The sequence below is a fragment of the Pseudomonas sp. v388 genome (genome assembly GCF_003935425.1).
In the GTDB taxonomy this organism is placed as follows: domain Bacteria; phylum Pseudomonadota; class Gammaproteobacteria; order Pseudomonadales; family Pseudomonadaceae; genus Aquipseudomonas.
This window is the reverse complement of the sequence record NZ_RHQN01000003.1, coordinates 96,313-122,719: the sequence shown is the minus strand read 5'-3', so window position 1 is coordinate 122,719 and position 26,407 is coordinate 96,313. Positions and strand designations below refer to the sequence as shown.

Here is a 26,407-nt window from a genome sequence, read left to right as displayed (position 1 = left end):
GTCGATAACGCCCAGTCTCGCATGATGCCCGGCGTTCGTCTTTGTCGACCAAGGTCGAGCGTGGTGTGATGTCGCAGTGGCATTGGCCTGTAAGTGAGGCAGCAGCTGTTTGCGGCGGATGCACAACCTGCGCGCAAAGATCTGGCAAACGGAGACTTTTGAACTTGATCCGTATGTGTACAAATTGTCTATCGACATCCGCCTCGCTTGCGTCTTCAATGTGCCTCGCCAGCCACTCAGGACCATGGACGATGAGCCAACAGTCACAATTTGCCCTGCTGGGAAAGCGTCGCTTCCTGCCGTTTTTCATTACTCAGTCGCTTGGGGCCTTCAACGACAACGTGTTCAAGCAATCGCTGATCCTGGCGATTCTCTACAAGCTGAGTATCGACGGTGACCGGTCGATCTACGTCAACCTCTGTGCGTTGCTGTTCATCCTGCCGTTCTTCCTGTTCTCGGCGCTGGCCGGGCAGTTTGGCGAGAAGTACCCCAAGGACACACTGATCCGGCTGATCAAATTCGGCGAAATCGCCATCATGGCGGTCGGTGCAGCGGGGTTTCTGTTCAATCACCTGTGGCTGATGCTGCTGGCGCTGTTTGCCATGGGCACGCACTCGGCGCTGTTCGGCCCGGTGAAGTATTCGATCCTGCCCCAGCACCTGCGCGAGAACGAGCTGGTCGGCGGGAACGCTCTGGTGGAAATGGGTACGTTTCTGGCGATCCTGGCGGGCACCATCGGCGCGGGTGTCATGATGTCTTCTGCGCATTACGGCTATGTGGTTTCCGGCGCTATCGTGCTGATTGCCGCGTTGGGCTTCATCGCCAGCTTCGGCATTCCGCATGCCGCTGCGGCCACGCCGGATATGCGGATCAACTGGAACATCTTCAGCCAGTCCTGGGCCACCTTGCGCATGGGGCTTGGGCAGACCCCGGCGGTGTCGCGCTCGATTGTCGGCAACTCGTGGTTCTGGTTCGTGGGCGCGATCTACCTGACGCAGATCCCGGCCTATGCCAAGGAGTGGATGTACGGTGACGAGACCGTGGTCACCCTGATTCTCACGGTATTTTCCATCGGCATCGCCCTGGGCTCGCTGTTGTGCGAGCGCCTGTCCGGGCACAAGGTGGAAATCGGCCTGGTGCCGTTCGGTTCCATGGGCCTGACCCTGTTCGGCCTGCTGTTGTGGTGGCATTCGGGCGGCTTCCCGCAGAACGTCCAGGCCAATGACTGGCTGGCGGTGTTGTCCTTCAGCGAAGGCTGGTGGGTGCTGTTCGACATTCTCGGTATCGGCGTGTTCGGCGGCTTCTATATCGTGCCGCTGTATGCGCTGATCCAGTCCCGCACCGCAGAGAAAGAACGCTCGCGGGTCATCGCTGCCAACAACATTCTCAACGCGCTGTTCATGGTGGTGTCGGCGCTGGTCTCGATTCTGCTGCTCAGTGTCGCAGGCCTGTCGATCCCCGAGCTGTTCCTCGTCGTGTCGCTGATGAACGTCGCGGTCAATGTGTACATCTTCAAGATCGTGCCCGAGTTCACCATGCGCTTCCTGATCTGGCTGTTGAGCCATTCCATGTATCGGGTCGAACATCGCAACCTCAACCAGATCCCGGAAGAAGGCGCGGCGCTGCTGGTCTGCAACCATGTGTCCTTCGTGGATGCGCTGCTGATCGCGGGCGCGGTACGCCGGCCGATCCGCTTTGTCATGTACTACAAGATCTACCGCCTGCCGGTACTCAACTTCATCTTCCGTACTGCCGGCACCATTCCGATTGCCGGGCGCAACGAAGACGTGGATATCTACGACCGTTCGTTCCAGCGCATCGCGCAGTACCTGGCCGATGGCGAACTGGTGTGCATCTTCCCCGAAGGCAAACTGACCACGGACGGGGAAATCAGCGGGTTCAAGAGCGGCATGAAACGCATCATCGAGGAAACGCCGGTACCGGTGATCCCCATGGCGTTGCAGGGCCTGTGGGGCAGCTTCTTCAGTCGCGACCCGGACAAGGGCCTGTTTCGGCGCTTCTGGTCAAAAGTGGTGCTGGTCGCCGGCCCAGCCATTGCGGCAGAGCATGCGGCGCCAGTGGATGTTCGTGAACAGGTGAAAGTCTTGCGCGGAGCAGGCCGGTAGCGCTCGTTCATACCGTGAGCGAAGGTCTGAGGATCGCGTGGGAAAGATCCCGAAGGTCGCGCCCTGGCGCAGAGGCGCCCGTTCTTCGATAGGCTCTTGCGCTCACGTTGAGCAGGGAGTAGGCCGTGAACGAACCCATGGCACCACCAGGCGTATCGCTTGAGGACAACATGCGGATTGCACAGTCCAAGGCCGAGTATTTCAGCCGAGGGGGAGATGCGTTTCTTCTTAGCTGGTTCTACTCACAGGTTAAAAATCGTGGGCCGTGGGATTTCAAGCAGCGAGGCCCACAGTATGAAAACTTCGGTAATTTTCATTACGGTGCAGTAGGCCACCGCTGCAGGGATTTCTTCGCAAATGCTGCTTCGCGCGGCCGGAGCGGCACAGTCCCGGGCGGGTACCAGCAACGTTGAATTCGGTTTTTGGTGGTCAGCGGCACCCTACGGTGACGATCCTGGAGACCAGCACTGGATAAGCAAAGGCATCGAGTATGCAAGGTCGAAACAAAGTTAAAACGTTGCTGGGCCTGGTGCTGGCCGCCTGCATGATCAGCGGCGTATGGCTGGTCACGCGCACTCCTGCGCCCGCCTTGACGAAGGTTCTGGCAACTTATCCGGTCGGGAGCAACGGTACGTTGTACGTGGTGCTCAGCGACGGCGGCGGTGCGACGGTGCCTGCGACATACCGCTATTACCTGTACAAGCGCATGGACGACACCTCGCAGGCGCTGGCGTCGTTGCGTCGGGAAGGCGTGGCATTTCTGGTCACCCGAGACGCCGACGGGCGGGTGGAAATTGAAGGGGAGGTGGTGAAAATCGCAGTCAAAAAGGCGGTTTACAGCTTCAATACACCGACGCTTTTTCGGCATGAGGGTGGTTACACAGCGGTAGACGTCTGGCTGCAGGCGCAGCCAGGCGAATGAAGGAATAGCGGCTACCGCAACGTCAGTTTTAGTCAGTCGCTGATTTGCCGATCACCGGTGTTGTTTCCTCCGGCATCTTCCTGAAGTACGTTGAGAGCAACGCGCCGGAGATGTTGTGCCAGACGCTGAACAGCGCGCTGGGCACGGCGGCCAGTGGCGAGAAGTGGGCGCTGGCCAGTGCGGCGCCCAGCCCTGAGTTCTGCATGCCGACTTCCAGTGCCAGGGATTTGCGCTGCGGCAGCGGCAGCTTGAACACCTTGCCGGTGAAATAGCCCAGCAGGAAACCGAACGAGTTATGCAGGATGACCACGGCCATGATCAGCAGGCCGGACTCGGCGATCTTCGCCTGGCTGGCGGCGACTACGGCGCAGACGATCAGCACGATGCTCACCACCGACACCAGCGGCAGCACGTCCACTGCGTAGCTGACCTTCGCGCCGAGCACACGCTGAGCCAGTACGCCGAGCACGATGGGCAGCATCACCAGTTGCAGGATCGACCAGAACATATCCAGGAAGGACACCGGCAGCCAGGCCGACGCCAGGAACCAGATCAGGGTCGGGGTCAGCAATGGGGCGAGCAGGGTGGTGACGGCGGCGATTGCCACGGCCAGTGCCAGATCGCCCTTGGCCAGCCAGGCCATGACATTGGATGACGTGCCGCTGGGGCAGCAGCCGACCAGAATCACGCCCACCGCGATTTCCGGCGGCAGATGAAAGACCTGGCACAGCAACCAGGCCACACCCGGCATGATGACGAAGTGCGCGACCACCCCCAGCGCGACGCGCCATGGATTGCGGGCGACTTCCGAGAAATCTTCCAGCTTGAGGGTCAGGCCCATGCCGAACATCACCAGCCCCAGCAGCGGAACGATCCAGCCTTTCAGGCCGATGAACGCTTGCGGGAACAGAAACGCCAGCACGGCGAATAACAGAACCCAGTAGGCAAAGGTGTTACCGACGAAACGACTCAATGCTGCCAGTGCACGCACGGTTGGTTCCTTTCTTGTGTTTATTGATTGAGAGAGCGGAGCCACCTATATAGGTGGCTCCATGATGTTGCGGTCCCTGTGGGAGGGAGCGGGCGGCGATCCGTCTTGCTCGCGACTGCAATATACCTGTCCCTGCAATGGCGCCACACACACACACCGCAGTCGCCAGCAAGCTGCCTCCCACCAAAGCGCAAGACAGATGGCGAATTGATCAGATCCCCTGCGGAATTTCTTCGCCGCCCAAGGCTTCGAACAATTCCGGCAGGAATTCGCCGAAGGTCAGCATCATCAGGGTGAAGCTGGCGTCCAGCTGGCCAAGGGCTTCGTCGCCGCCGTCCTGTTCGGCCTGGTCTTGCAGCAGGTCTTCGAATTTCAGGCGCTTGACGACCATCTTGTCATCCAGCACGAAGGACAGTTTGTCCTGCCAGGCCAGGGACAGTTGGGTGACCACCTTGCCGGTGCTCAGGTGCAACTGGATCTCGTCACTGGTCAGGTCCTGACGCTTGCATCGCACGATGCCGCCGTCTTCGTGGGTGTCGCGCAGTTCGCATTCATCCAGCACGAAGAAGTTGTCGGCGGCTTTCTGCGAGGTGACCCACTCGGTCATGACGGCTGTCGGTGCGGTCTTCACGGTCAGCGGACGGACCGGCAGCGAGCCGATGACTTCACGCAGGGTGGACAGCAGGTCTTCGGAGCGCTTCGGGCTGGCCGAGTTGACCAGGATCAGGCCTTGTTTCGGCGCAATGGCAGCGAAGGTCTGCGAGCGACGAATAAAAGCGCGGGGCAGGAAGGCCTGGATGATTTCATCCTTGATCTGGTCGCGTTCCTTCTTGTAGACCTTACGCATCTGCTCGGCCTCGATTTCTTCGACCTTCTCCTTGACTGCGTCACGCACGACGCTGCCCGGCAGAATGCGTTCTTCCTTGCGTGCAGCGATCAGCAGAAAGTCACCGCTGACGTGTACCAGCGGAGCATCTTCGCCTTTGCCGAACGGGGCGACGAACCCGTAAGTGGTCAACTCCTGGCTGGCGCAGGCCCGCGCAGGTTTGGTCGCCAGTGCGGTTTCCAGAGCCTCGGCGTCAAGAGGCAGGTCCTGGGTCAGGCGATAGACAAGCAGGTTTTTGAACCACATGAAGTGAATCTCTCTTTACATACAAAAGGGGGGCATTATTCGCTGCTCCGGCCTTGCGGCCAACCCTGCGCTAAGCCTTTGGTACGATTATAAAAATTATTTGAAAAAGTGCTTGCCAGAGTAAAGGTCGCTCCGTAGAATGCGCGCCACACCGAGAGTGAAGGGTGATTAGCTCAGCTGGGAGAGCAGCTGCCTTACAAGCAGCGGGTCGGCGGTTCGATCCCGTCATCACCCACCATACTCACTTCAAGTGTTACGCGCAGCGGTAGTTCAGTCGGTTAGAATACCGGCCTGTCACGCCGGGGGTCGCGGGTTCGAGTCCCGTCCGCTGCGCCATATTCAAGTATCAAGGCCCTTGAACTCCTTGATACGAACAAGAAAGCGACCTTAGGGTCGCTTTTTTGCTTTCTGTCGTTCGCGTTTCTCCCTCCATTTCTTCGTTCGCAGGCTCTAGCCTTGGACTCTGCCGCCGTTCGGTCGTAAGCTTTTCGATTTTTCCGGATGGCGGCCCGTTCCCATGCATACCGTTCTCGCTGTCGTGCTCCCTATCTTCGCCTTGATTCTGGTGGGCTATATCTGCCGCAAGACCAATCGGCTGGGGGAACGAGCAGCTTCCGAGATCAATCGCATGGTGGTCTGGCTATGCCTGCCCGCGCTGCTGTTCAAAGTCACGGCCACCACCACCTGGGCGCAAATCTGGCAGCCGGGCTTCATCATCAGTTTCGGGGCCGGCACGCTGGCCGTCTTCGTCGCGACGCTGGCCTGGCGCCTGGCCAGGCGCGAAAGCCTGGTGGTGGCCAGCATGGACGGCCTGACCGCCGGCTACGCCAACACCGGCTATATCGGCATTCCGCTGTGCCTGCTGGTGTTCGGCCAGGCTGGGCTAGAGCCCGCGTTGATTGCCTCGCTGATCGTGGTGTGCGTGTTGTTTGCGGTGGCGGTGGTGTGCATCGAGATCGGACTGCAGCAGGAGCGCCATGTCGGACGTGCCGTGCTGACGGTGCTCAAGGCACTGGCGAAGAACCCGTTGGTCATCACCCCGATCCTTGGTGCCTGCTGGGCGGCGACCGGTCTGGGGCTGGCCGAGCCGGTCATGCACTTTCTCGACATGCTGGCGGCCGCGACCACGCCGTGCGCGTTGATCTCGCTCGGCCTGTTCCTCGCCCGGAAGCAGGCCGCGCCCAAAGGCGGTGCCTGGCCGTTGGTGTGGATCAAGCTGATCGGCCAGCCGCTGATTACCGGTGTGCTGGCATTCAAGGTGTTCAACCTGCCCACGGTCTGGGCGCAATCTGCAGTGCTGCTCAGTGCGCTGCCCACCGGCACCGGGCCGTTCATGCTGGCCGAATACTACGAACGAGAAGCCGGTGTCATTTCCCAGGCCATTCTGTTTTCCACTCTGGGTTCACTGGTGACGCTCGCGGGGCTTTTGTACTGGCTGGGCGTGTGACAGGGGCCTGACGCCTGCTTGCGCGTCAGGCCGGGTCGTTCCCGTCAGCTACGGATCACGTCGGGGAGCTGGGGAGTGACGGCGGGCTCCGTACGGCTTCGGGTTTGCTCGCCGTTGAGGGCTTTGTGCATCTTTTCCGTGTCCAGCGCGCCGACCCACTTGGCAATCGCCATGGTGCCGACGCCGTTGCCGATGGTGTTGGTGATCGCCCGCGCTTCGGACATGAAGCGGTCCACGCCCAGCAGCAATACCATGCCGGCCACCGGTATGGTGCCCAGTGAGGCCAGGGTCGCGGCGAGGATGATGAACCCTGAGCCGGTCACACCCGCCGACCCCTTGGACGTAAACATCAGCACCACCAGCACGATCAGCTGGTCGGTCAGGGTCAGCGGCGTGTTGGTCGCCTGGGCGATGAAAATCGCGGCGATGGTGTAGTAGATGGCCTGGCCGTCCGGGTTGAAAGTCAGCCCGGAGGGAATGATCATCCCGGCCACCGGTTTGGACACCCCGGCGTCTTCCATTTTCTGAATCATCTGCGGCAGCACCGATTCCGACGAACTGGTGCCCAGCACGGTGAACAGCTCTTCCTTTATAAAGCGCAGGAATTTCCACAGGCTGAACCCGCTGTAGCGACAGATCGGGCCGAGAATCACCACCACGAACATCGCACAGGTCAAGTACACGCAGGCCATCAACTTGCCCAGCGAAAACAGCGAGCCGAAGCCGTACTTGCCGATGGTGAAGGCGATGGCGCCGAACGCGCCGATCGGTGCCAGGCGCATGACCATGTTGACGATCCTGAACATGCCCTGCATCAGGCTGTCCAGGGTATCGACGAACGGTTTGGCGCGCGGGCCGACGTGAGCCAGCGCCACGCCCAGCAGAATCGAGAACAGCAGGATCTGCAGGATGTTGCCCTTGGCGAACGCATCCACGATGGTGTCGGGGATGATCCCCATCAGGAAGTCCATGAAGGACGCGTGTTTGGCCGCGTTGGTGTAGGTTCCCAGGCTCGACGAGTCCAGGGTCGCGACATCGATGTTCATGCCGGCACCGGGCTTGAACACATCCACGACGACCAGGCCGATGATCAGCGCCAGCGTCGAGACCACTTCGAAATAGATCAGCGCACGAAAGCCGACACGGCCCAGTTCCTTCATGTTCTCCATGCGCGCGATGCCGGTAACGACGGTGAGAAAGATCACCGGTGCCAGCAGCATCTTGATCAGCTTGATGAAGGCGTCGCCGATGGGCTTGAGCGCCGCGCCGGTTTCCGGCACCGCGACACCTACGATGGCGCCGAGAATGACCGCCAGTAAAACCTGTACATACAACTTGCCTAGAATGCGTTTCATGATCGGGTCCTGAATTTTTATTGTTGTCAGGAGAGCCCCGGAGCCGGCGCGTGACCGGGCTACGGGGCGTTGTACCGCGATAGTGCGTCGGTCAGGCCCGACTCAGCGCTTGATCAGCTTGAGCACCGCGTCGGTGATCTGCCGGGTGGTGGCCGTGCCGCCCAGGTCCGGTGTGTGCAGGCCGCTTTCGGTGACTGCTTCGATGGCCGACATCAGGGTCCTGGCCGCAGCCGGTTCACCCAGATGGTCGAGCATCATCGCGGCGGTCCAGAACGTCGCCACGGGGTTGGCGATGCCTTTGCCGGTGATGTCGAACGCCGAACCGTGGATCGGCTCGAACATCGATGGAAACTGGCGGCTCGGGTTGAGGTTGGCGGTAGGGGCGATGCCCAGGCTGCCGGACAACGCGGCCGCCAGGTCGGACAAGATGTCGGCGTGCAGGTTGGTCGCCACGATCACGTCCAGCGTCGACGGCTTGAGCACCATGCGCGTGGTCACGGCGTCCACCAGCTCTTTGTCGATCTTCACGTCCGGGAAATCCTTGGCGACCTCATAGAAGATCTCGTCCCACAGCACCATGCCGTGGCGCTGGGCATTGGACTTGGTGACCAGCGTCAGGTGCTTGCGCGGCCGGCTGCGCGCCAGCTCGAAGGCGAAGCGGTGGATGCGTTCGACGCCGGTCCGGGTGAAGATCGACACCTCGGTGGCAACCTCTTCGGGCAGCCCGCGGTGTACGCGTCCACCATTGCCGGAATACTCGCCTTCGGAGTTCTCGCGCACCACCACCCAGTCGATTTCATGGCCGTTGTGCAGCGGGCTTTTCACGCCGGGCAACACTCGCGCAGGGCGCACGTTGGCGTATTGGTCGAAGCCCTGGCAGATCGGCAGGCGCAGGCCCCACAGGGAAATATGATCGGCAACATTCAGCGCGCCCACCGCGCCGAAGAAAATCGCATCGAAGGTCTTGAGTTCGGCCAGGCCGCCTTCGGGAATGTAGTGGCCGTGCTTGAGGTAGTTGTCCGAGTTCCAGTCGAAATGTTTGAAGTCCAGGCCGAAGCCGGACTGGGCCGACAGCGCCTGGAGAATTTCCACGCCAGCGGCGATCACTTCGACACCGATGCCGTCACCAGGTACTGCTGCGATTTTGTAGGTAGTCATGATTCACTCCGTGCATTGCTTTTTGTTGTGCCTGCGAACCGGGCTGTTCGACAGGATGTGTCCGGAGTATATGTAGTGACTTGAAGTGAATAAGTGATTCGAAAGAACTACATCATTAACTCAAGGTTACGAATGAATAAGACCCAGGATCTTGTGTTTTTTCATCTGCTGGCCAAGCACGGCAGCCTGACTGCTGCGGCGCGGGAGCTGGGGGTCACGCCACCGGCGGTGAGCAAGCGGCTGAGTCAACTGGAGGCGCGGCTCGGGACGCGGCTGGTCCACCGCACCACCCGGTCGATGAGCCTGACCGCCGAAGGCGAGTTGTACTTCAGCCATGCGGCGCGAATCATCACCCAGATCGATGAAGTGGAGCAGTTGATCAACAGCACCAGCGCCAACCCCAAAGGGCTGATCAGGGTCAACGCTTCGCTGGGCTTCGGACGGCGCCATATCGGCCCGGCGCTGGCAGCGTTCTTTGCCCGTTACCCCGAAGTCCAGATCCAGCTGGAGATCAGCGATCACCCGCTGGATCTGGCGGCCCATGGCTTTGACCTGGGCATTCGCTTCGGCACGCTTCCGGACGCCGCTTTTCACGCTCGCAAGATCGCCTCCAATCGGCGCCTGCTGTGCGCATCGCCGCTGTACCTGGAAAAGTTCGGCACCCCGGAACGGCTGGCCGATCTGCCGCAGCACAACTGCATTTTCCTGCGCCAGAACGAAACGCCTTATGGCGTCTGGAGCTTTACCCACGGCGAGCGCACGCAGAATGTGAAGGTTCATGGCGCTCTGGGCTGCAACGACGGCGAAGTGGCGCTCAACTGGGCACTGGAGGGCTACGGAATACTGCTGCGGGCCGAGTGGGACATCGCCCGCTATGTGCGCAGCGGTCGCCTGCGCCTGGTGCTCGAGGATCAGACACCCACCCGCGCCGATGTCTACGCGGTCTATCCCCAGCAGTTGCATCTGTCGGCGCGGGTCCGCTGCCTGATCGATTTTCTGGTGGAACGGTTTGCCCATCTGGATCAGGTCGCCGCGCCGACAAACTGAACTGCGACTGAACAATGCGCGCCTGCGGCGGAAAACCGTTGGGATACCTGAACTTATCGGGGTTTTGTGCCTCTCATGCCGGTAGCCATTGATCGCGGCAGCCTGATAAGCTCGCGGCTTTACTCGTTTGCCCTATTGGCGCATGAACAAGGAATTAGCATGAAACAGCATCGGTTGGCAGCGGCGATTGCCCTGGTCGGTCTGGTACTCGCAGGTTGTGACAAGCAAGCCAGCACCGTTGAGCTGAAGAGTCCTGCACAGAAAGCCTCCTACGGCATCGGCCTGAACATGGGCAAGAGCCTGGCACAGGAAGGCATGGACGACCTCGACTCCAAGGCCGTGGCCCTGGGTATCGAAGATGCCGTCGGCAAGAAAGAGCAGAAGCTCAAGGATGAAGAACTGGTCGAGGCCTTCGCCGCGCTGCAGAAGCGTGCCGAAGAGCGCATGGCCAAGCTGAGCGAAGAGTCGGCAGCGGCCGGCAAGAAATTCCTCGAAGAGAACGGCAAGAAGGAGGGTGTGGTCACCACCGCTTCCGGTCTGCAGTATCAAATCGTCAAGAAGGCCGACGGCGCTCAGCCCAAGGCGACCGATGTGGTGACCGTTCACTACGAAGGCAAACTGACCGACGGCAAGGTGTTCGACAGCTCCGTCGAGCGCGGCAGCCCGATCGATCTGCCGGTTGGCGGCGTGATTCCGGGTTGGGTCGAGGGCCTGCAACTGATGCACGTCGGCGAGAAGATCAAGCTGTTCATTCCAGCTGATCTGGCCTACGGCGCGCAGAGCCCAAGCCCGATGATTCCTGCCAACTCGGTTCTGGTCTTTGACCTGGAACTGCTGGGCATCAAGGATCCAGCCGCGGCTCCAGCTCCGGAAGCTGAAGAATCGGCACCCGCCAAGCAGTAACTGTCGCCTGGCTGCATCGACGCCCTGTCCTGGACAGGGCGTTTTTGTATCCGCAGGATTTGGCGAACGCTTGGCATGATGCATAGTCAACCTATAGGCACAGCCATCAGGCTGCTTGCCTCGGGCGCCGCCAAGGTGCGGATTGTCGGACAGTCCGGCCGGATGCGCGGATTAGGGCTAAAACGCCGCTAAGTCAACGATTTCGTAGGATTTTTTATGTGAGTAAAAAACGCCCGATTTGACATCGAGCCCCGTAAAACGGGCGGTTCAGAGGCAAAAGCGGGTGCTGTTCACAAGGTTATCCACAATTAATGTGGATAACCTTGGCGTAAGCCGACACGGCCTGACAGGGCCATGATCCGGCCTGGAACCAACTTACTGGATGGGAGTGAACATGAAAGCACCATGGAATCTTATTCGTTACCTTCCGGGCGCCAGGCGTGTGCTGGCTGCGGGCCGACTGCCCGCACTGCTGTTCGCCGTGGCCCGCAAGGGAGCCAGCGAAGGCAGCCGTCTGGGGCGCATCAAGGATGATTTGCGGCTGTTGCAGGCCTTGTGCCTGGCGTACTGGCGCGGCGAGTATCGGGACATCAGCGCCAAGTCGCTGCTGTCGATTGTGGCGGGCCTGATGTACTTCCTCAGCCCGCTGGACGCCATACCCGACTGGATTCCGGGCCTGGGCATGTTCGATGACATCGCAGTGCTGGCCTGGATCATGAAACACCTGACCGATGAACTCGATGCGTTCCGCGCCTGGCGTGAGCGCCAGCCGCCGGAGAAACTGGTGGTGGTCGAACGGCTGCCCGATAATCCGGCACTTCTGGAGCAGGAAAAAGGCCGGCATTGAGCCCGTGTGTCAAAAGGGCGCGGGGCGCTGCAAGCTGGTTGTGCCCCCTGCGACGTCGATCCACTGTTAAGATGCCAGCATCTGGAGCAGACCTATCTGGAACAAGCTAGTGACCAGCAAGGGGGAGTGTATGGATCTACAAGTGATCTCGCGTGATGGAGAGCCGGAATACGCTGTGCTGCCATGGGCTCACTATCAGGCGCTCTTGCGGGCCGCGGGTCAGGGCGAACCGGCGTCGTCCGGCCCCACCGCAACGGCTCGTCCGTCGGACGAAGCACCAAGGCCCGGATTGGACCAACTCAGCGCACTGCGCACTGCCAAAGGGCTGGAACTGGCCCAACTGGCGCGCACCGTGGGGATCAGCCCGTCGTATCTTGAACTGATCGAAAACGGCACCCGTGACCCGGACGCTGCGATCAAGCGCAGCCTGGCCTGGGAATTGGGTGTTCCCGGCTGGCGAGGTGAGGCATGAGCGTGCGTATCAGTCGCCAGCACTGGGACGGATTGCTCGCCGAGTTGGATCATGCACGCCGTCAGCGCCATCTGGTGACGTACCGGGCCTTGCTGGAACGCCTGCAGTTGCCGTCACCCGCCATGCAGACGCTCACCGCCGCCCTGGAACACCTGGCAGCCATCGACGCGCGTGCCGAGCAGCCGCTGCGCAGTTCGTTGGTCATCAGCCAGGGCGCCAGCCGCCTGCCGCGCACCGGCTTTTTCGAATGTGTTGAACGTCTGGGTCGGTTCTCCGGGCCGTCGGATGGCATCGCCGCTGCCTCCTGGCATGCCTCGGAAGTGGTGCGGGTGTTCGAGTACAGCTATCCGGAAGCCGCAGACCAGCAAGGGTCCGCCACGCCACCTGAGGAGTAAGCGCGTCAGGCGCCGACCAGCAGGTCCAGTCGCCCGGCGTCGATCATATGAATGCTGGCGCCGGGCACGTCCTTGGCAAAATGCTTGGCCTGCGAGGCCAGGTCCGCCAACTGCCCGGCATCGACCTGCTTGCAGCTGTGCTGTTGCAGGTGCACCACACCAATCGACAGCGACAGCAGCGGGAATTCCTGACGCTGGCCCTGGCGGTTAAGGGCGGTGAAGCAGCCTGATTCCAGATGCTCTGCGCGATAGAAGCGCCGGCATTGATTCTGGAAGTCCTCCAGCAAGTGATGCAGGCGTTTCTCCCAGTCTTCGAAGCCAAGCACCATCAGAAAATCATCGCCGCCGATATGCCCGACGAAGTCGCGGCTCGGATCGATGCGGTCGCTCAGGCACTGCGCCAGACACAACAGCACTTCGTCGCCGCGAGCGTAGCCGTAGATGTCATTGAAAGGCTTGAAGCTGTCGATGTCCACGTAACAGATCATCGACTCGCGCTCCTGTTGCAACAGACGTGTCAGGCACTGCTGGATGGGCACATTGCCGGGCAGCAGGGTGAGCGGGTTGGCGTAGCGGGCCTGCTGGATCTTGAGCTCGGTGATCAGCTTCAACACATCGATGACCCGACCCAGACCCAGATACGCGCCGCCCTGGGTAATGATGAAGTCTTCTTCGATCCGCTGCCGCGCACGGCTGGTCAGCAGGCGGCTGACCTGCTGCAGCGACTGGCTCAATTCAACGGCCAGGAAATCCTCGCTCATCAGTCGGCTGATCGGTTTACGGGCAAACAGCTCGGTGCCGAATGGCTTGAGCAACGCTTCGGACAGGGAATGGCGGTGCACGATGCCGCAGGGCCGGTCGTCTTCGCCCAGCACGGCCAGGGAATTGAGGTTGGCCTGCTTGCGAAATGCCTCCAACACCTGGGCGGTGGGTGTGTTCCGGCTTACCGAAGGCTGGGGGTTGAGCAGGGCGCCTAAGTCCGCCGCTTCCTCGTTCAGCGGGGCACTGGCCACTTCGATCTTGGGCAGAATGGCATTTGCCTCGCGGGGCGGCCGCTCCTGGGGTCTGGCAAGCAGGTAGCCCTGCACCAGATCGACGCCCATTTCAGTCAGCACCGCCAGTTCTTCCGCCAGCTCGATGCCTTCGGCGATCACGGTGGCTCGCGAGGCCCTGGCCATTTGCAGCATGGAACCGACGAACTCGCGCTTGACCGCGTCCTGATGGATACCGTCGATGAAGTGCCGGTCGATCTTCACATAGTCCGGACGCAGCTCCGACCACAAGCGCAGGCTGGAATAGCCGGCTCCCAGATCATCCAGCGCGATGGAAAACCCCATGTCGCGATAGTGGTGCAAGGCGTTGTAGAGCAGCTCGACGTCGTCGGTCGGCATCTGTTCGGTCAGTTCGATGACCACGTTCTTTGGCGCAATGCCGTAGCGGCGCAGCATCTCCAGGGTGCGCCCCGGCGGGTGAGCGATTTCCAGCAGCGATTCAGGAGAGACGTTGAGAAACAGTTTGCCGGGCAGTTTCTGCTGGCTGAAACGCCGGCAGGCACTTTCCCGGCAGGTCAGTTCCAGTTCGCTCAGACGGCCGGCCTGGCGGGCGGCGGCGAACAGGTTGAGGGGCGAATGCAACGGGCTGTTGGATGGGCCGCGCGTCAGTGCTTCATAGCCCAGGATGCGTCGCTCCGAGATCGACACAATCGGTTGGAACAGGCTGTGCAAATCACTGCGGACCAGGATAGAACTCAGTGTGCTCAACTGCTCAGTCAGGGGCATGGTGATCTCGATGCGTAAAAAAAAGGGCTGCGCGCCTGGCGCCAGCCCCTCTATTTCACGACAGATTCATGACTGTTTAATGACGTTTGCCATTAATTAGCCATTAGTCTTGCTGCCTTACTTCTTTGCTACCGAAGCGCTCAGGCCCAGATAGTCGATCAGAATGCGCCCGGTCTCGGCCAGGTAGGCGTCGTCCTCGGGCTTGGTCTTTTCGTCTTCCACCGGCAGGGCGTCTTCGTCTTCTTTCTTCAGTTCCTTGAGCGGCTCTTCACCCTTGGCCTTGCGGCGAGTGTTTTCCAGCGCCAGCTGCTTGCCTTCGATGGAAGCGTGCTCGGCACGGCGATCCGCTTCGTTGAGGCTGACCGTCTTCTCGTTCATCAACTGCTTGGCCAGCGCCAGACGATCTTCGATGAACACGAACTCGGCGTTCTTGGCCGTGCGCGTGTCATGGCGGGTTTGCAGCTGGGCCAGGAACGGCTTGAACGGGTCGACCGCTGGACGGATCGCCGGGCGGATGCTGTCCCACGGCATGGCTTCGGGCAAGGCGCTTTCACCGATCTCCTTGGTGTCGATCAACGACGGATAAGTGATATCCGGCACCACGCCCTGATGCTGGGTGCTCTGGCCGGAAACCCGGTAGAACTTGGCCAGGGTCAGCTTCAGTTCGCCGTGGTTGAGCGGCTGGATGGTCTGCACCGTGCCCTTGCCGAAGGTCTGGCCACCGATGACCAGCGCGCGATGGTAGTCCTGCATGGCGCCGGCGAAAATCTCCGACGCCGAGGCGGACAGGCGGTTGACCAGCAACGCCATCGGCCCCTTGTAGAACGCGCCCTGGGCTTCATCCTCGAGTACGTCGACCTTGCCGTCCGCATTGCGCACCAGCACGGTCGGGCCTTTGTCGATGAACAGGCTGGTCAGCTCGGTGGCTTCCTGCAGCGAGCCGCCACCGTTGTTGCGCAGATCCAGCACCACGCCGTCGACCTTCTCGGCCTGCAGCTCGGTCAGCAGTTTCTTCACGTCACGGGTCGTGCTCTTGTACTCCGGATCACCGGCGCGATAGGCCTTGAAGTCCAGATAGAAGGCCGGGATATCGATGACCCCCAGCTTGTAGTCGCGCCCGTCCTGATTGATATGCAGGATGGATTTCTTGGCCGCCTGCTCTTCGAGCTTGACCGCTTCGCGAGTGATCGCCACCACTTTGGTGGTCTGATCATTCGGCGCATTGCTGGCCGGGATGATTTCCAGGCGTACCACCGAGCCTTTCGGGCCGCGGATCAGCTTGACCACTTCGTCCAGGCGCCAGCCGATGACATCGACCATTTCCTTGTCGCCCTGGGCGACGGCGACGATCTTGTCGGCCGGGGCGACCTGCTTGGTCTTGGCCGCGGGACCTGCCGGCACCAGCCGGACGATCTTCACGTTGTCGTTATCGCTCTGCAACACCGCGCCAATGCCTTCCAGCGACAGGCTCATGTTGATGTCGAAGTTCTCCGCACTGTCCGGGGACAGGTAATTGGTGTGCGGATCGTAGGACATGGCGAACGTGTTGATATACGCCTGGAAGATATCTTCGGCGCGGGTCTGGTTCAGACGCGCCATCTGATTCTTGTAGCGCTTGGTCAGGGTTTCCTGGATCTTGGCCGGATCTTTGCCGGCAATCTTCAGGCGCAGGACTTCATCCTTGACGCGCTTGCGCCACAGGTCGTCCAGTTCGGCGGTGCTCTTGGCCCAGGCAGCGTCCTTGCGATCCACCAGCAAGGTTTCCTTGGCAGTGAAATCGAGCTTGTCGACACCTTTGTTCAATTCGGCCAGGGCGAAATCCAGACGCGCCTTGATGCGGTCCAGGTAACGCTTGTAGATGGTGAAGCCCGGGTTCAGGTCGCCGCTCTTGAGGAAGTCGTCGAACTGGGTCTGCCACTTGTCGAACTCGGCGATGTCGCTGGCCAGGAAGTAGCTGCGCGCCGGGTCCAGCAGCTTGAGGTAGCTCTGGTAGATGATGGCCGAGCGTTTGTCGTCCAGCGGGGGCTTGCTGTAGTGATGGCGCTTGAGCAGCTCGACCACATTGAGGCTGGCGACCACTTCGTCGCGGTCAGGCTGAAGCTTGTCCCAGCTGTTGGCGGCAAAGGTGCTCGACGACATCGGCAGCAGGCCGAGGCCGACGACCAGCGCAAGGGCGGTACTTGGGATCAGGTGCTTCATACTGGTTCGACGCGGTGCTGATTGAAAACGCATATTAGGCCGTCTTTGAAGTCGCCGGTTCCATCGGTCCCGGCCGCATAATGCAAAAGCCCGGGCAAACAGCCACGGGCTCGGTCTTTCCTCACTATGGAGGCACCTCGCAGGCATTGCAAGGCGTGGAAGGCGATGTGCGAGGCCTGAAAGCGTCAGGTCTGACGCATGACCCGGATCGGGTTCAGTTTCCAGATAGCGGCGACGCGATGCTACCGGCGATCCGGCGCGGCGTGCCGAGGTGTGGCGGTCGTCCTCGGCATCGCCGCCAGTTGAGGTTGATTCAGCCGGCATTCAGCTTGACAGGGCCTTGGCGCTGTCTCAGGCGGCGCCCTTGCGGCTCAGGCGACCTGGCTTTGAGAAGCGCCACACACTGCGTGACCTGCCCTCTCTGTTTTTACCCGGACCCGCCACCGCTACAGGGCTGCTACCGTGCATTTTCACCGCTGCCTGGGGTTTCGCCGAGCTGGACGTCCCAGGCTTTCCAGCTGAGATTGTCCAGCAGTACGTCAGTGGAGTTCCTGGCCAACTCGAACCGGCAGGCAACGCAAGGTTGGTCGAGATCGTAATTCCCCTCACTCGTATGATCGGCGCTGGACTGGAGGCTTGCGGTCCTGATCACCGCGCCTGAGGCGTTGAGGAACGTCAGGTGATTGCTGTCCGAACCCGCCATGGCGTAGATGAAGGACAGGTGCCTGACAGGCTCACTGAAAGTGAGTGTCATGGTCGCGTTGCCTGAAACCTCAAGCGTGCGTTCGTAGAAGTAGGCGTATTTTTCGCTGACATCCACGATCGAAGCCTGGCCTGCCTTGACTTCAAGCGTCATGCCGTTCGCGCACGGCACAGGCGTGTCAAACGGTAATGACTGAAGGGAAAACGTCTCCCAGTCTTCTCTGCCGGTTACCGGATACGAGAATGTGACCGTCAGTTCGCGGATCGGGAATGCGGTCCGGCTCAGCCCGTCATCGAACGACACTTCCATGATCACCTTGAGGGATGAGCCTTCCTTGAGTTTTTGCAGCTCGGTCAGTGCCACATAGGTGCGCTGACCGGCATCGGTGGTGATGGCGAAATCCTGCCAGTGCGCGTGATACCAGTTATTGGCTGTGCCGTCGGCCCGGGTTCCTTCGAAGCGCAGCCAGACTCGCTGACCTGCCGTGATGAACGGCCATGCCGCGACGGTGAGGTCGGCATCATCGCTCAGGCTGGCTACATGCAGGACATTGTCGTCCAGGGCCTGTTCGATTCGCGGGACCGGCAAGGAAGAGGAAGGCAGGGCCAGGACCTCAAGCTCCAGCGCCTGCGATTCCATCGAGGCGCCGTTTCGCGTGAGCACATACCGGACTTCCAGGCCGTGGCCCAGAACGGGGGCGATTGCATCGGGATTCACGGTGAAGTCGACACTTCCCGTCGTGTTTCCGGGCTGCGAAAGGGGAATGGTCACATCCTCGCGCCCGTTCCAGCGCACGTGGATCTCATCGGTCTGGCGCATGTCGGGATACGCCACCACGATGGTTGCACCTGCCAAGGCCTGCAAAGGGTTGAGTACGCCGTCGGGCGCTTCAGTGACGGTTGCAGCGTTTAGCGTCGGGATGTTCGCCTGAGTGAACGCGGCAAGCGAATACCGCGACCAGTTGTTCACCCGGTCGCGGATGTCGTAATTGACGGTCAGGCTCTTGGCGCTGCCCGCAGCCTGCTGCAGTGCAGCCGTCACGATGACCGTTTGCGGTTTGCCTTCCTGGCCCGGCGGCAGCGGTGGATTCTCGGCGACGAAATCACTGCTGCTCCAGAGCAACCGCACTACATCGCCCTCCTGCATGTTGGGCCAGGGGGAAACGGTCAATGGCAGGTCCGCCGCCATCTCGATGTTCGGCGGCAGGTTTTGCACCGCTGCAAGGTTTTCATTTATGAAGGGGGTGTAGTGGTCCGGATCAGGGCCGCCGGGCACGCTGCGTTTGATTCGTACCTGGCGAATGGGCGAGTCGTCAGGTGGGCTGCCGTCCGCCGGCGTGATTCGGTAGAAGACCTCGGCAATGTCCGGTTCATCGAGGATGTCCTGAGGCAGCACTGAAAAATCAATGGAAGGGCGATCAGGATCGGCGAGTAATTTCTGTATCGGCTGACCGTTGCAGAACAACTCGACGTAATCGCCTGCAACCGTGCCGGTCGGCGTGACCGCGAACATCGCCACGCCTTTAAGCGGGTCCTTGAGGTCTTCCCACCCCAGCCCGCCGTTGCCGGTGAGGTCGATGGCGGGGATGTGTATGGCAGTCAATTGCCTGCTGTTCATGAATGGCTCCTTGCTCTGTCATGACTTCCTTGTAAGCGGGGTGCAGCGTGGAGACTTCCTTTGCGCTGCGACAAAGTATTTAACGGGTGAATCACATTGTCACTGTCGGAAATGACAGCAGACAGTCTGCGGCCCTCATACAGGAAGACGCAGACCGTGTGCTAACGGACTAAGCGTGTTCCCAGACCAGCGCGTCGATTAGAGTGTTGGCATTGTTGGCGATGAACGTCACATCGAGATAAGTGCAGAAAGGATCAATCTCCACAAGCGTGATCCTGGTCGGTTGTTCCGGTGACTCCAGCGAGACACTTTTGACGAGGTTGTCCTGAGTGTCGTAAAACCGGAACAAGTTGTGATGCGGGCTCGCACCACTGTGCAGGATGTAGCATTTGTTGATGCTACCGCCGAAATCGAATCTCAGACGACAGTTCTCTGCGGGCTTGAGCGCATGATCTTCGGACTCAGGCACGCCATTACGCGTGATGCTCGCTCCTTCCCCGGTGATAAGCAGCTTCATGCCATAACCGCAATCAATGTCTTGGTCTACAGGCAGCGGGCCGAACGGGAAGGTGTCCCACTGCACGATGCCGACGACCGGTTCTGCCTGATTCCCGGTGATTGTCAGTGCCCACGGAGTGGACGCCAGTGTCCCATCCACGTTCCGAGCCGTGAATGCATGTTTACCTGAGGCGATTGCGTCGAGCTTGAGTGTCCAGCATCCGTCGGCGTTCACCGGCACCCGCGGTGCAAGCGATACGTCCCCATCGCACAGGCTGACGGTCGAGAGTGCTTTTGCCGTGCCCTCGAATGTCAAGCCACTGGACGGCGTAGAACCGTTGTATGGAACCAGATTGTCTTCATTGTCTTTGACGCTGTCGATGACGGGTTCAGTTGAATGAGTGTTCATGATGGTATCGGCTTCCGTGCTGAGATCAATTTATGACGTTGGAAGAGCATGAGTGGCGTAGTTGTCTCTTGCCTTATGCAGAGAGGGGGAATTATCCGCCTGCTGGAAAAACTCCGACACTGTCATAAATGACAGCCGGCTTAGTGTCATGAAATGAGGTTTGTGGCGATCAGGAGAAGAAGCTGGAAGTCCGGCAACCCGGAGACGCTTCGAGTCAGCGTGTGCAGGCCCGAGTGGAGCGGGTCGTGTGACCCGCAAGATAGGTAGCACAACGCTTCACCGAGCTGTTGCAGCGTGAAGCCGGCCCTGTGCTCGACCGGAAAAACGAGGTGAATGATGACTCACCGCCAGTTGTGCACCGGCCATCCCGCCTTTTGCGCATGCTCGAGCAACACCGGATCAGGATTGACCACGTGCGGGTGGTCAACCTTGAGCAGCAGCGCCAGGTCATTGCGTGAATCCGAGTAGAAGCTGGCGCCTTCGAGGTTTTCGCCTTCGGCATCCAGCCAGTCCAGCAGCCGGGTGACTTTGCCTTCGCGGTAGGTCAGCACGCCACGCGTGGCACCGCTGTACACGCCGTGCTGGATATCCAGATCGATGGCCAGTACTTCATCGACGCCGACCCGCTCGGCAATGGGCTTGACCAGATGCACGCCCGACGCAGAGATGATCAGAATGCGGTCGCCGCGGGCGCGGTGCTCAGCGATGCATTTGCAGGCGTCGCTGTAGATGATCGGCTCGATGACGTCCTCGACCCACGGCCCGACCAGATGCTCGATTTCCTCCGGCGTGCGGCCGGCCATGGGTTCCAGACTGAACGCCATGTAGTCTTCCATCGCCAGTGTCCCGGCGTTGTAGGCGGCCATCAGTTCCGCATCGCGGCGCATGAACCATTCAGGATCGACCCAGCCCAGCCGTGCCATCTGCTCGTTCCAGAGGCTGGCGCAGTCGCCGCCGATCAGGGTTTCGTCCAGGTCGAAAATTGCCAGGGGCATGCACGCCTCCTTGAGTCATGGTGATCAGATAAATGGATGTGCAGCTCGCGCTCAACCCACCTCCCGCAGCGCCGAGTCTTCGATACTCAACGTCACTCGGCGGCCGTCGGGGTGCAGATCATCCGCTGAGCGATTCAGTACGTCGACCACCAATTCCACGCCGCGAGCCTGGACCCGGTAGCGAATCACGTTGCCCAGCAGGCTGTGGCTCAGCACTTGTGCGTCGAGGGCGCCGGTCAGGCTCAGGCCGATGGCTTCCGGGCGGATCGCGATGCGGCTGTCGAACGGGCGCTGCATCAGCCGTGAGGCGGTTTCGGGGTCCAGCAGGTTGTAGTTGCCGATGAAGCCGGCGGCAAAGGCATCCACTGGCGCGGTATACAGGGTTTCGGCATCGCCGCTCTGTACGATCCGACCCTGGTTCATCAGGAAAATGCGATCGGACATGGTCAGCGCTTCTTCCTGATCGTGGGTGACGAAGATCGTGGTCAGGTTCAGTTCGCGCTGGATCGCCCGGATCTGCTCGCGCAGGTGCTTGCGAATGCGGGCGTCCAGTGCCGACAGCGGTTCGTCGAGCAGCAACAGGCGCGGCCGGGTGACCAGCGAGCGGGCCAATGCGACGCGCTGGCACTGGCCGCCGGACATCTGGTGCGGATAACGGCTGGCGAACTCATGCAGCTCGACCAGTTTGAGAATCTCTTCGACCCGCTGACGGCTCTGGTCAGCGCTGACTTTCTGCATGCGCAGGCCGAAAGCCACGTTCTGCGCGACGGTCATGTTGGGAAACAGCGCGTAGCTCTGGAACACCATGCCAATGTCGCGTTTTTGCGGGGTCAGCGGCACCAGGTCCTGGCCGTCCAGCAGAATGCGCCCGCTGTTGACCGGCGTGAGGCCCGCGATGCAGCGCAGCAGGGTGGATTTGCCGCAGCCGGACGGGCCGAGCAGGGTAACGAACTCGCCTTTTTCCACGCGGCAGTTGATGTCGCTGAACACGGCCGTGCTGGCATAGCTTTTCTGCAGGTTCTTGATACTGACGAAACTCATCTCAGTTCTTGTCCTTGTTCAGTCGGTTGGCGGCCCAGGTCAGCACCAGCACGAAGAAGAAATAGGAGATCACCAGCGCACTGTTGAAGTGGCCGCTGCTGTTGCGCATGTTGTTGAGGTAGACCTGCAGCGTCTCGTAGCGGGTGCCCACCAGCAGGTTGGCGAACACGAACTCGCCGAACAGAAACGAGAAGGACAGCAGCAGCGCGACCATCAAGCCTTTGCGCAGATTGGGCAGCACCACCAGAAACGCCGCCTGCCAGGTACTGGCGCCGAGCAACTGGGCGGCGTCCATCAGGTCGGTGAGGTTGATGGCCTGCAAGTTATTGGTGATGGCCCGGTACATGAAGGGCAGGGCAACGGTGAAATAACAGCCGATCAGAATCCACGGCGTGCCGACCATCGCCAGCGGCCCCGAGCCGTAGAGCTGCAGTAGCCCGACGGACGACACCACCGGCGGCACCGCGAACGGCAGCAGGATCAGGATGTTCATCAGGCCGTCCAGGCGCGGGAAGTGGTAATGCACCACGAACAGCAGCGGCAGGATCAGCACCACCGACAACACCAGCGCGGCAACGCAAACCAGCAGCGACTGCCCGAATGCGGCCAGGAAACGCGGGTCGCTCCACAGCGCCACATACCACTTGAAGGTCAGGCCGCTGGGCAGGATGGTCGCCGACCAACTGCTGGAAATCGAATACAGCAGGGTGCCCAGCAACGGCAGCAGCAGGATCAGGAACACCGTGTACACCACCAGCCGGTGGTAGAGGCTCGAAGGCCGTCGTTCAGCGCGTGACATGGTAGCTCCTGCGCAGCAGCCATTGATGGATCACCGTCACCAGGGTCATCAGCCCGACCAGAATCATCGCCAGGGCGCTGGCCATGTTCGGGTCCAGGGTGATATCCCCGGCCACCAGCGCCGCAATGCGAATCGGCAGCACGTTGAAATTGCCGGTAGTCAGCGCGTAGACCGTGGCATACGCACCCAGGGCATTGGCCAACAGGATCACGAAAGTGCCGAGCAGCGCAGGGGTCAGGACCGGCAGGCCGATGTGCCGCCAGAACGCAAAGCTGCTGGCGCCGAGCAAGGCGGCCGACTCGCGCCAGTCCTCGCGCACGGCGTCGAACGCCGGGTACAGCAGCAGGATGCCGAGCGGGATCTGGAAGTAGGTGTAGAGGATGATCAGGCCGGTCTTGGAGTACAGGTTGAAGTCGTCGATGATCCCCGATTGCTTGAGGATCAGCGTCACCGCGCCGTTGAAGCCCAGCAGGATGATGAAGGCAAAGGCCAGTGGCACGCCGGAGAAATTGCTGGTCATATTGGCGAACGAATTGACGAAATCCCGCAGCCGCGAGTCCACCTGACGCAACGAGTAAGCGGCGAGGATCGCGATCAGAATCCCGAACAGGCTCGACCAGAAGCTGATCTCCAGGCTGAACTGCATCGCCTGGCGATAGAACCGCGAGTTGAACGCCTTGGCGAAATTTTCCCAGCCCCAACCAGTGTCGCTTTGCAGGCTGTGAATGGCGACCCAGGCCAGCGGTGCGATCTGGAACATGATAAAAAACAGTGCGAACGGCACCAGGCACAACAGGCCCAGCCATTTGCCGCGGGTCAGGGAATTCACGTGTGTATCTCCCGGGGGACGGGCGTTGGCAGTCCGCCACGGGCGAGGTGTGCTCGCCCGTGGGGTATGACATTGACCGCAAGACTCAAGGCGATCAGTTCATCTCGATGATGACTTGCTCGTTCCACTTCTGCGGCAGGGCTTTGGAGGTCTTCTCCCAGGCATCAGGGTTCTTGATCGGCGTGACGTTCTTGTACTGCTCGTTGGGCAGCAGCTTGGCCTGCACTTCCTCAGGCAGCTTGATGTGCTCGGCGCGGATTGGCCGTGCATTGCCCTTGGCCAGGTTGATCTGGCCGGCATCGCTGAAGATGTACTCGCGGGTCAGCTTGGCAGCGTTGGGGTGTCTGGCGTATTTGTTGATGATGGTGGTGTAGCCGGAGATCACCGAGCCGTCGGACGGAATGAGCACCACGTAATCGTCAGGCTTGGCCATCTTGGCCTTGTAGCTCAGACCGTTGAAATCCCAGACCACACCGACTTCGACTTCTCCTTTCTCGATGGTCTGGATGGTCGGGTTGGCCAGCGACAGGCGTTTCTGCTGGGCCAGTTCGGTGAACAGCTGCAAGCCCGGCTCGATATTGGTTTCATCGCCCTTCATGGCGAAGGCGGCGGCCAGGACACCGTTGGCGGCCTGGGCTGCGGTGCTCACGTCACCGATGGAAACCTTGTACTTGCCGGTTTTCAGGTCCGCCCAGCTTTTCGGAATGTCCGAACCGTGCAGCAGGTTCTTGTTGACGATAAAGGCGATGGTGCCGGTATAGGCCAGCGCCCAATGGCCTTCAGTGTCCTTGGCCCAGGTCGGGATCTGTTCCCAGGTGCTTGGCTTGTAGGCCTGGGTCACGCCCTTGGCCGCCGCGATCGGGCCGAAGGCGGCGCCGACGTCACCGATGTCGGCGCTGGCGTTGTCTTTTTCCGCTTCGAACTTGGCCACTTCCTGGGCCGAACTCATGTCCGTGTCCATGTGCTTGAGGCCGTATTTGGCTTGCAGATCGGTCCAGGTGCCTTTCCAGTTCGCCCAGTCATCCGGCATGCCGACACTGTTGACCGCGCCTTCGGTCCGGGCTGCGGCTTCCAGTGTCTTGAGGTCTGTTTCCGCAGCCATGGCCGCCGAGCTCACGGCGATGGCTGAACCGAGGAGAGATGCCAACAAAAGATGTTTCATTCAAAGCTCCTTGTGCACTTCGATCAACGAATGGTCGTTGCGGATGAATTGGTCTAGGTCAGCAATACCTGAGCCAAGTTAGGCGTGTTCAATGACACTTTAATGTCCGCGTGTCTTGCCCCTGGGTGTTCGGCCTGGCGTGGGCCAGGCCGTGCAGCAAGCGTAGACCATCGCTAAACAGCTGATCTGCAAGGCGTTGCGCGGCGCAGGCATGATGGCTGGCACGAAATGTGGAAGCCCATGTCACGCGACAGTCATCTGCGCTGCCTAGGCTGTGCAGCAGACGAACCTGTGCACCTTGGGCGATCCGTGCACGAAAATGGTACTGGTCTAGTCCAGATAGGTAACCCGATGCGCAAAGAAGTGCCACGTGCAGTGACGATCATCTGCAAGGCGTTGCAGGAACAGATCGAGCATGGCTTGTTGCTGCCGGGGGCAAAGCTGCCCGCCGAGCGCAGGCTCAGCGAGGTGTTCGGCACCACGCGGATCACCCTGCGCGAAGCCTTGGTGCAGCTGGAAGCCCAGGGCCTGATCTATCGCGAAGAGCGGCGCGGCTGGTTCATTTCGCCGCCGCGCCTGGCCTACGACCTGATGCGCCGCAGTCATTTCCATGCCATGGTCCAGACCCAGGGGCGGCGGGCGCAGACTCAGGTCATCAGCGCACGGTTGCAACCGGCCTCGGCGAAAATCTGCGAAAAGCTGGAGCTGCCGGCGCTCTCCAGCGTGATCCAGATCTGCCGGGCGCGGCGCATCGATGGGCGCCTGGTGCTGTACGTCGAGCATTACCTGAACCCGGCATACTTCCCTGGCATTCTCGATGGCGACCTCGATCAGTCGCTGACGGAGCTGTACGCCAGTCGTTATGGATTACGTTATGGAAAGGTGCATTTCGAGATGCTGCCTACGGCCCTGCACGCTGATGCCTGCGCTGCGCTGAAAGTTTCACTCGGCAGTCCCGGCCTGTGTATCTCCAGAGTCAACTACGACCAACGCGGACGCCTGATCGATTGCGATCTTGAATATTGGCGACATGACGCCATTCGGGTCAGCGCAATAACGGGTGATCCATAAGAATAACAACCCGCCTGCAGAGCAACTCCGATCTGCAGACGAGTCATTACATTCACAGGACGTTGATCACCAGGTGTCAGCTCTGAAGTTTACAACTTGCCGTTCAAGCCACGACATCAACCGTCACCGCCTCCGACTCGCCGACATTCTTGATGTAATACCAGACCTTTAATTTTTTCCACTTATCGTGCACGTCCAGAGACGGAATGAGATAAGTCCTGGGCTCGATATCGCTGGTGACGGTGTGGATCGCCGCGAAGCCGATTTCAGGATGGGCAGGGGTTCCTTCCCACGGTACCGTCACCTGGTCGCCAGCTTTCATGCCCGGGTAAACGGGGATCGTCACTTCCACACCCCCGCGAATGCTGGCAATGCTCAGCGTGCCGTCTTCATTCAATTGAGGCAAGGATGGCGCCGGGAAAACCAGTGGTTGGATTTTTTCTTGCATGGTTGATCTCCTTATTCATCAACTGTTCATCCGTTCAACATCAAGTTCCGGTTGTCGAACCCA

Annotated in this window: 25 protein-coding genes and 2 tRNA genes; 13 read left to right on the top strand and 14 right to left on the bottom strand. The window is 60.5% G+C overall.

Annotated elements, in window-relative coordinates; translation table 11 throughout:
* Window positions 1-251: 251 nt before the first annotated feature.
* The 4 genes from EGJ27_RS08100 (at window position 252) to EGJ27_RS08090 (ending at window position 3,048) form a co-directional block, all read left to right on the top strand.
* Window positions 252-2,126 (top strand): MFS transporter, encoded by a 1,875-nt coding sequence (locus EGJ27_RS08100; RefSeq protein WP_125830215.1) that lies wholly within the window; start codon window positions 252-254, stop codon window positions 2,124-2,126.
* Between the two features lie 125 nt (window positions 2,127-2,251).
* A complete protein-coding gene (locus EGJ27_RS25185) occupies window positions 2,252-2,539 on the top strand; it encodes a hypothetical protein (protein ID WP_306085278.1) in 288 nt (95 codons plus the stop codon).
* The gene (locus EGJ27_RS25180) at window positions 2,484-2,639 is read left to right on the top strand and encodes a hypothetical protein (RefSeq protein WP_306085276.1); all 156 of its coding nucleotides are present in this window, start codon (window positions 2,484-2,486) and stop codon (window positions 2,637-2,639) included. The genes EGJ27_RS25185 and EGJ27_RS25180 overlap by 56 nt, the downstream gene beginning before the upstream one ends.
* Window positions 2,617-3,048 (top strand): hypothetical protein, encoded by a 432-nt coding sequence (locus EGJ27_RS08090; RefSeq protein ID WP_125830214.1) that lies wholly within the window; start codon window positions 2,617-2,619, stop codon window positions 3,046-3,048. The genes EGJ27_RS25180 and EGJ27_RS08090 overlap by 23 nt, the downstream gene beginning before the upstream one ends.
* A 28-nt stretch (window positions 3,049-3,076) precedes the next feature.
* Here EGJ27_RS08090 and EGJ27_RS08085 read toward each other — a convergent pair whose 3' ends face one another.
* Together EGJ27_RS08085 and rdgC are read right to left on the bottom strand one after the other, a co-directional pair.
* Entirely contained in the window at window positions 3,077-4,039 is a 963-nt protein-coding gene (locus tag EGJ27_RS08085; protein ID WP_125830213.1) for a bile acid:sodium symporter family protein, read from the bottom strand.
* Window positions 4,040-4,250: 211 nt separating this feature from the next.
* A complete protein-coding gene (rdgC, locus tag EGJ27_RS08080) occupies window positions 4,251-5,171 on the bottom strand; it encodes a recombination-associated protein RdgC (RefSeq protein ID WP_125830212.1) in 921 nt (306 codons plus the stop codon).
* A gap of 162 nt (window positions 5,172-5,333) precedes the next feature.
* Here rdgC and EGJ27_RS08075 point away from each other — a divergent pair.
* From EGJ27_RS08075 to EGJ27_RS08065, 3 genes are all read left to right on the top strand, one after another.
* A tRNA-Val gene (locus EGJ27_RS08075) sits at window positions 5,334-5,409 on the top strand.
* Window positions 5,410-5,430: 21 nt separating this feature from the next.
* Window positions 5,431-5,507 (top strand) — tRNA-Asp (locus EGJ27_RS08070).
* Between the two features lie 181 nt (window positions 5,508-5,688).
* Complete coding sequence (locus EGJ27_RS08065) at window positions 5,689-6,618, top strand: AEC family transporter (protein ID WP_125830211.1); 930 nt, start codon at window positions 5,689-5,691, stop codon at window positions 6,616-6,618.
* Window positions 6,619-6,662: 44 nt separating this feature from the next.
* Here EGJ27_RS08065 and EGJ27_RS08060 read toward each other — a convergent pair whose 3' ends face one another.
* Entirely contained in the window at window positions 6,663-7,973 is a 1,311-nt protein-coding gene (locus tag EGJ27_RS08060; protein ID WP_125830210.1) for a dicarboxylate/amino acid:cation symporter, read from the bottom strand.
* Between the two features lie 102 nt (window positions 7,974-8,075).
* Complete coding sequence (locus tag EGJ27_RS08055) at window positions 8,076-9,131, bottom strand: tartrate dehydrogenase (protein WP_125830209.1); 1,056 nt, start codon at window positions 9,129-9,131, stop codon at window positions 8,076-8,078.
* A gap of 132 nt (window positions 9,132-9,263) precedes the next feature.
* Here EGJ27_RS08055 and EGJ27_RS08050 point away from each other — a divergent pair, with 132 nt between their 5' ends.
* The 5 genes from EGJ27_RS08050 (at window position 9,264) to EGJ27_RS08030 (ending at window position 12,795) form a co-directional block, all read left to right on the top strand.
* A complete protein-coding gene (locus EGJ27_RS08050) occupies window positions 9,264-10,178 on the top strand; it encodes a LysR family transcriptional regulator (RefSeq protein WP_125830208.1) in 915 nt (304 codons plus the stop codon).
* A 159-nt stretch (window positions 10,179-10,337) separates the two neighbouring features.
* On the top strand, window positions 10,338-11,081 hold the full coding sequence (locus tag EGJ27_RS08045) for an FKBP-type peptidyl-prolyl cis-trans isomerase (protein ID WP_125830207.1): 744 nt from the start codon (window positions 10,338-10,340) through the stop codon (window positions 11,079-11,081).
* A 394-nt stretch (window positions 11,082-11,475) separates the two neighbouring features.
* Window positions 11,476-11,928 (top strand): YkvA family protein, encoded by a 453-nt coding sequence (locus tag EGJ27_RS08040; protein WP_125830206.1) that lies wholly within the window; start codon window positions 11,476-11,478, stop codon window positions 11,926-11,928.
* 130 nt (window positions 11,929-12,058) lie between these two features.
* A complete protein-coding gene (locus EGJ27_RS08035; RefSeq protein WP_125830205.1) occupies window positions 12,059-12,400 on the top strand; it encodes a helix-turn-helix domain-containing protein in 342 nt (113 codons plus the stop codon).
* Window positions 12,397-12,795: a hypothetical protein gene (locus tag EGJ27_RS08030; protein ID WP_177522981.1), complete on the top strand. Its 399-nt coding sequence runs from the start codon at window positions 12,397-12,399 to the stop codon at window positions 12,793-12,795. Before EGJ27_RS08035 ends, EGJ27_RS08030 begins: the two co-directional genes overlap by 4 nt.
* A 5-nt stretch (window positions 12,796-12,800) precedes the next feature.
* On the opposite strand, the gene EGJ27_RS08025 is transcribed toward EGJ27_RS08030, so the two are convergent.
* From EGJ27_RS08025 to EGJ27_RS07985, 9 genes are all read right to left on the bottom strand, one after another.
* Window positions 12,801-14,573 (bottom strand): bifunctional diguanylate cyclase/phosphodiesterase, encoded by a 1,773-nt coding sequence (locus tag EGJ27_RS08025; protein WP_125830204.1) that lies wholly within the window; start codon window positions 14,571-14,573, stop codon window positions 12,801-12,803.
* A gap of 117 nt (window positions 14,574-14,690) precedes the next feature.
* Window positions 14,691-16,772 carry a carboxy terminal-processing peptidase gene (locus EGJ27_RS08020; protein WP_177522980.1) on the bottom strand — a complete coding sequence of 694 codons (2,082 nt, stop codon included), beginning with the start codon at window positions 16,770-16,772 and terminating at the stop codon, window positions 14,691-14,693.
* A 457-nt stretch (window positions 16,773-17,229) separates the two neighbouring features.
* Window positions 17,230-19,092: a hypothetical protein gene (locus EGJ27_RS08015; protein WP_125830202.1), complete on the bottom strand. Its 1,863-nt coding sequence runs from the start codon at window positions 19,090-19,092 to the stop codon at window positions 17,230-17,232.
* Window positions 19,093-19,261: 169 nt separating this feature from the next.
* Complete coding sequence (locus EGJ27_RS08010; protein ID WP_125830201.1) at window positions 19,262-19,999, bottom strand: Ig-like domain-containing protein; 738 nt, start codon at window positions 19,997-19,999, stop codon at window positions 19,262-19,264.
* Between the two features lie 341 nt (window positions 20,000-20,340).
* Window positions 20,341-20,994 carry an HAD family phosphatase gene (locus EGJ27_RS08005; RefSeq protein ID WP_125830200.1) on the bottom strand — a complete coding sequence of 218 codons (654 nt, stop codon included), beginning with the start codon at window positions 20,992-20,994 and terminating at the stop codon, window positions 20,341-20,343.
* A 51-nt stretch (window positions 20,995-21,045) separates the two neighbouring features.
* Complete coding sequence (locus EGJ27_RS08000; RefSeq protein WP_125830199.1) at window positions 21,046-22,035, bottom strand: ABC transporter ATP-binding protein; 990 nt, start codon at window positions 22,033-22,035, stop codon at window positions 21,046-21,048.
* A gap of 1 nt (window position 22,036) precedes the next feature.
* The gene (locus EGJ27_RS07995; protein WP_125830198.1) at window positions 22,037-22,834 is read right to left on the bottom strand and encodes an ABC transporter permease; all 798 of its coding nucleotides are present in this window, start codon (window positions 22,832-22,834) and stop codon (window positions 22,037-22,039) included.
* Complete coding sequence (locus tag EGJ27_RS07990; protein ID WP_256672752.1) at window positions 22,821-23,594, bottom strand: ABC transporter permease subunit; 774 nt, start codon at window positions 23,592-23,594, stop codon at window positions 22,821-22,823. The genes EGJ27_RS07995 and EGJ27_RS07990 overlap by 14 nt, the downstream gene beginning before the upstream one ends.
* Window positions 23,595-23,757: 163 nt before the next feature.
* Window positions 23,758-24,825, bottom strand: a complete 1,068-nt coding sequence (locus EGJ27_RS07985) for an ABC transporter substrate-binding protein (RefSeq protein ID WP_125830196.1) — start codon at window positions 24,823-24,825, stop codon at window positions 23,758-23,760.
* A gap of 351 nt (window positions 24,826-25,176) precedes the next feature.
* Between EGJ27_RS07985 and EGJ27_RS07980 the strand changes: the two genes are divergently transcribed.
* Window positions 25,177-25,896: a UTRA domain-containing protein gene (locus EGJ27_RS07980; RefSeq protein ID WP_125830195.1), complete on the top strand. Its 720-nt coding sequence runs from the start codon at window positions 25,177-25,179 to the stop codon at window positions 25,894-25,896.
* Between the two features lie 103 nt (window positions 25,897-25,999).
* On the opposite strand, the gene EGJ27_RS07975 is transcribed toward EGJ27_RS07980, so the two are convergent.
* Window positions 26,000-26,344: a hypothetical protein gene (locus EGJ27_RS07975; RefSeq protein WP_125830194.1), complete on the bottom strand. Its 345-nt coding sequence runs from the start codon at window positions 26,342-26,344 to the stop codon at window positions 26,000-26,002.
* Window positions 26,345-26,407: the final 63 nt, after the last annotated feature.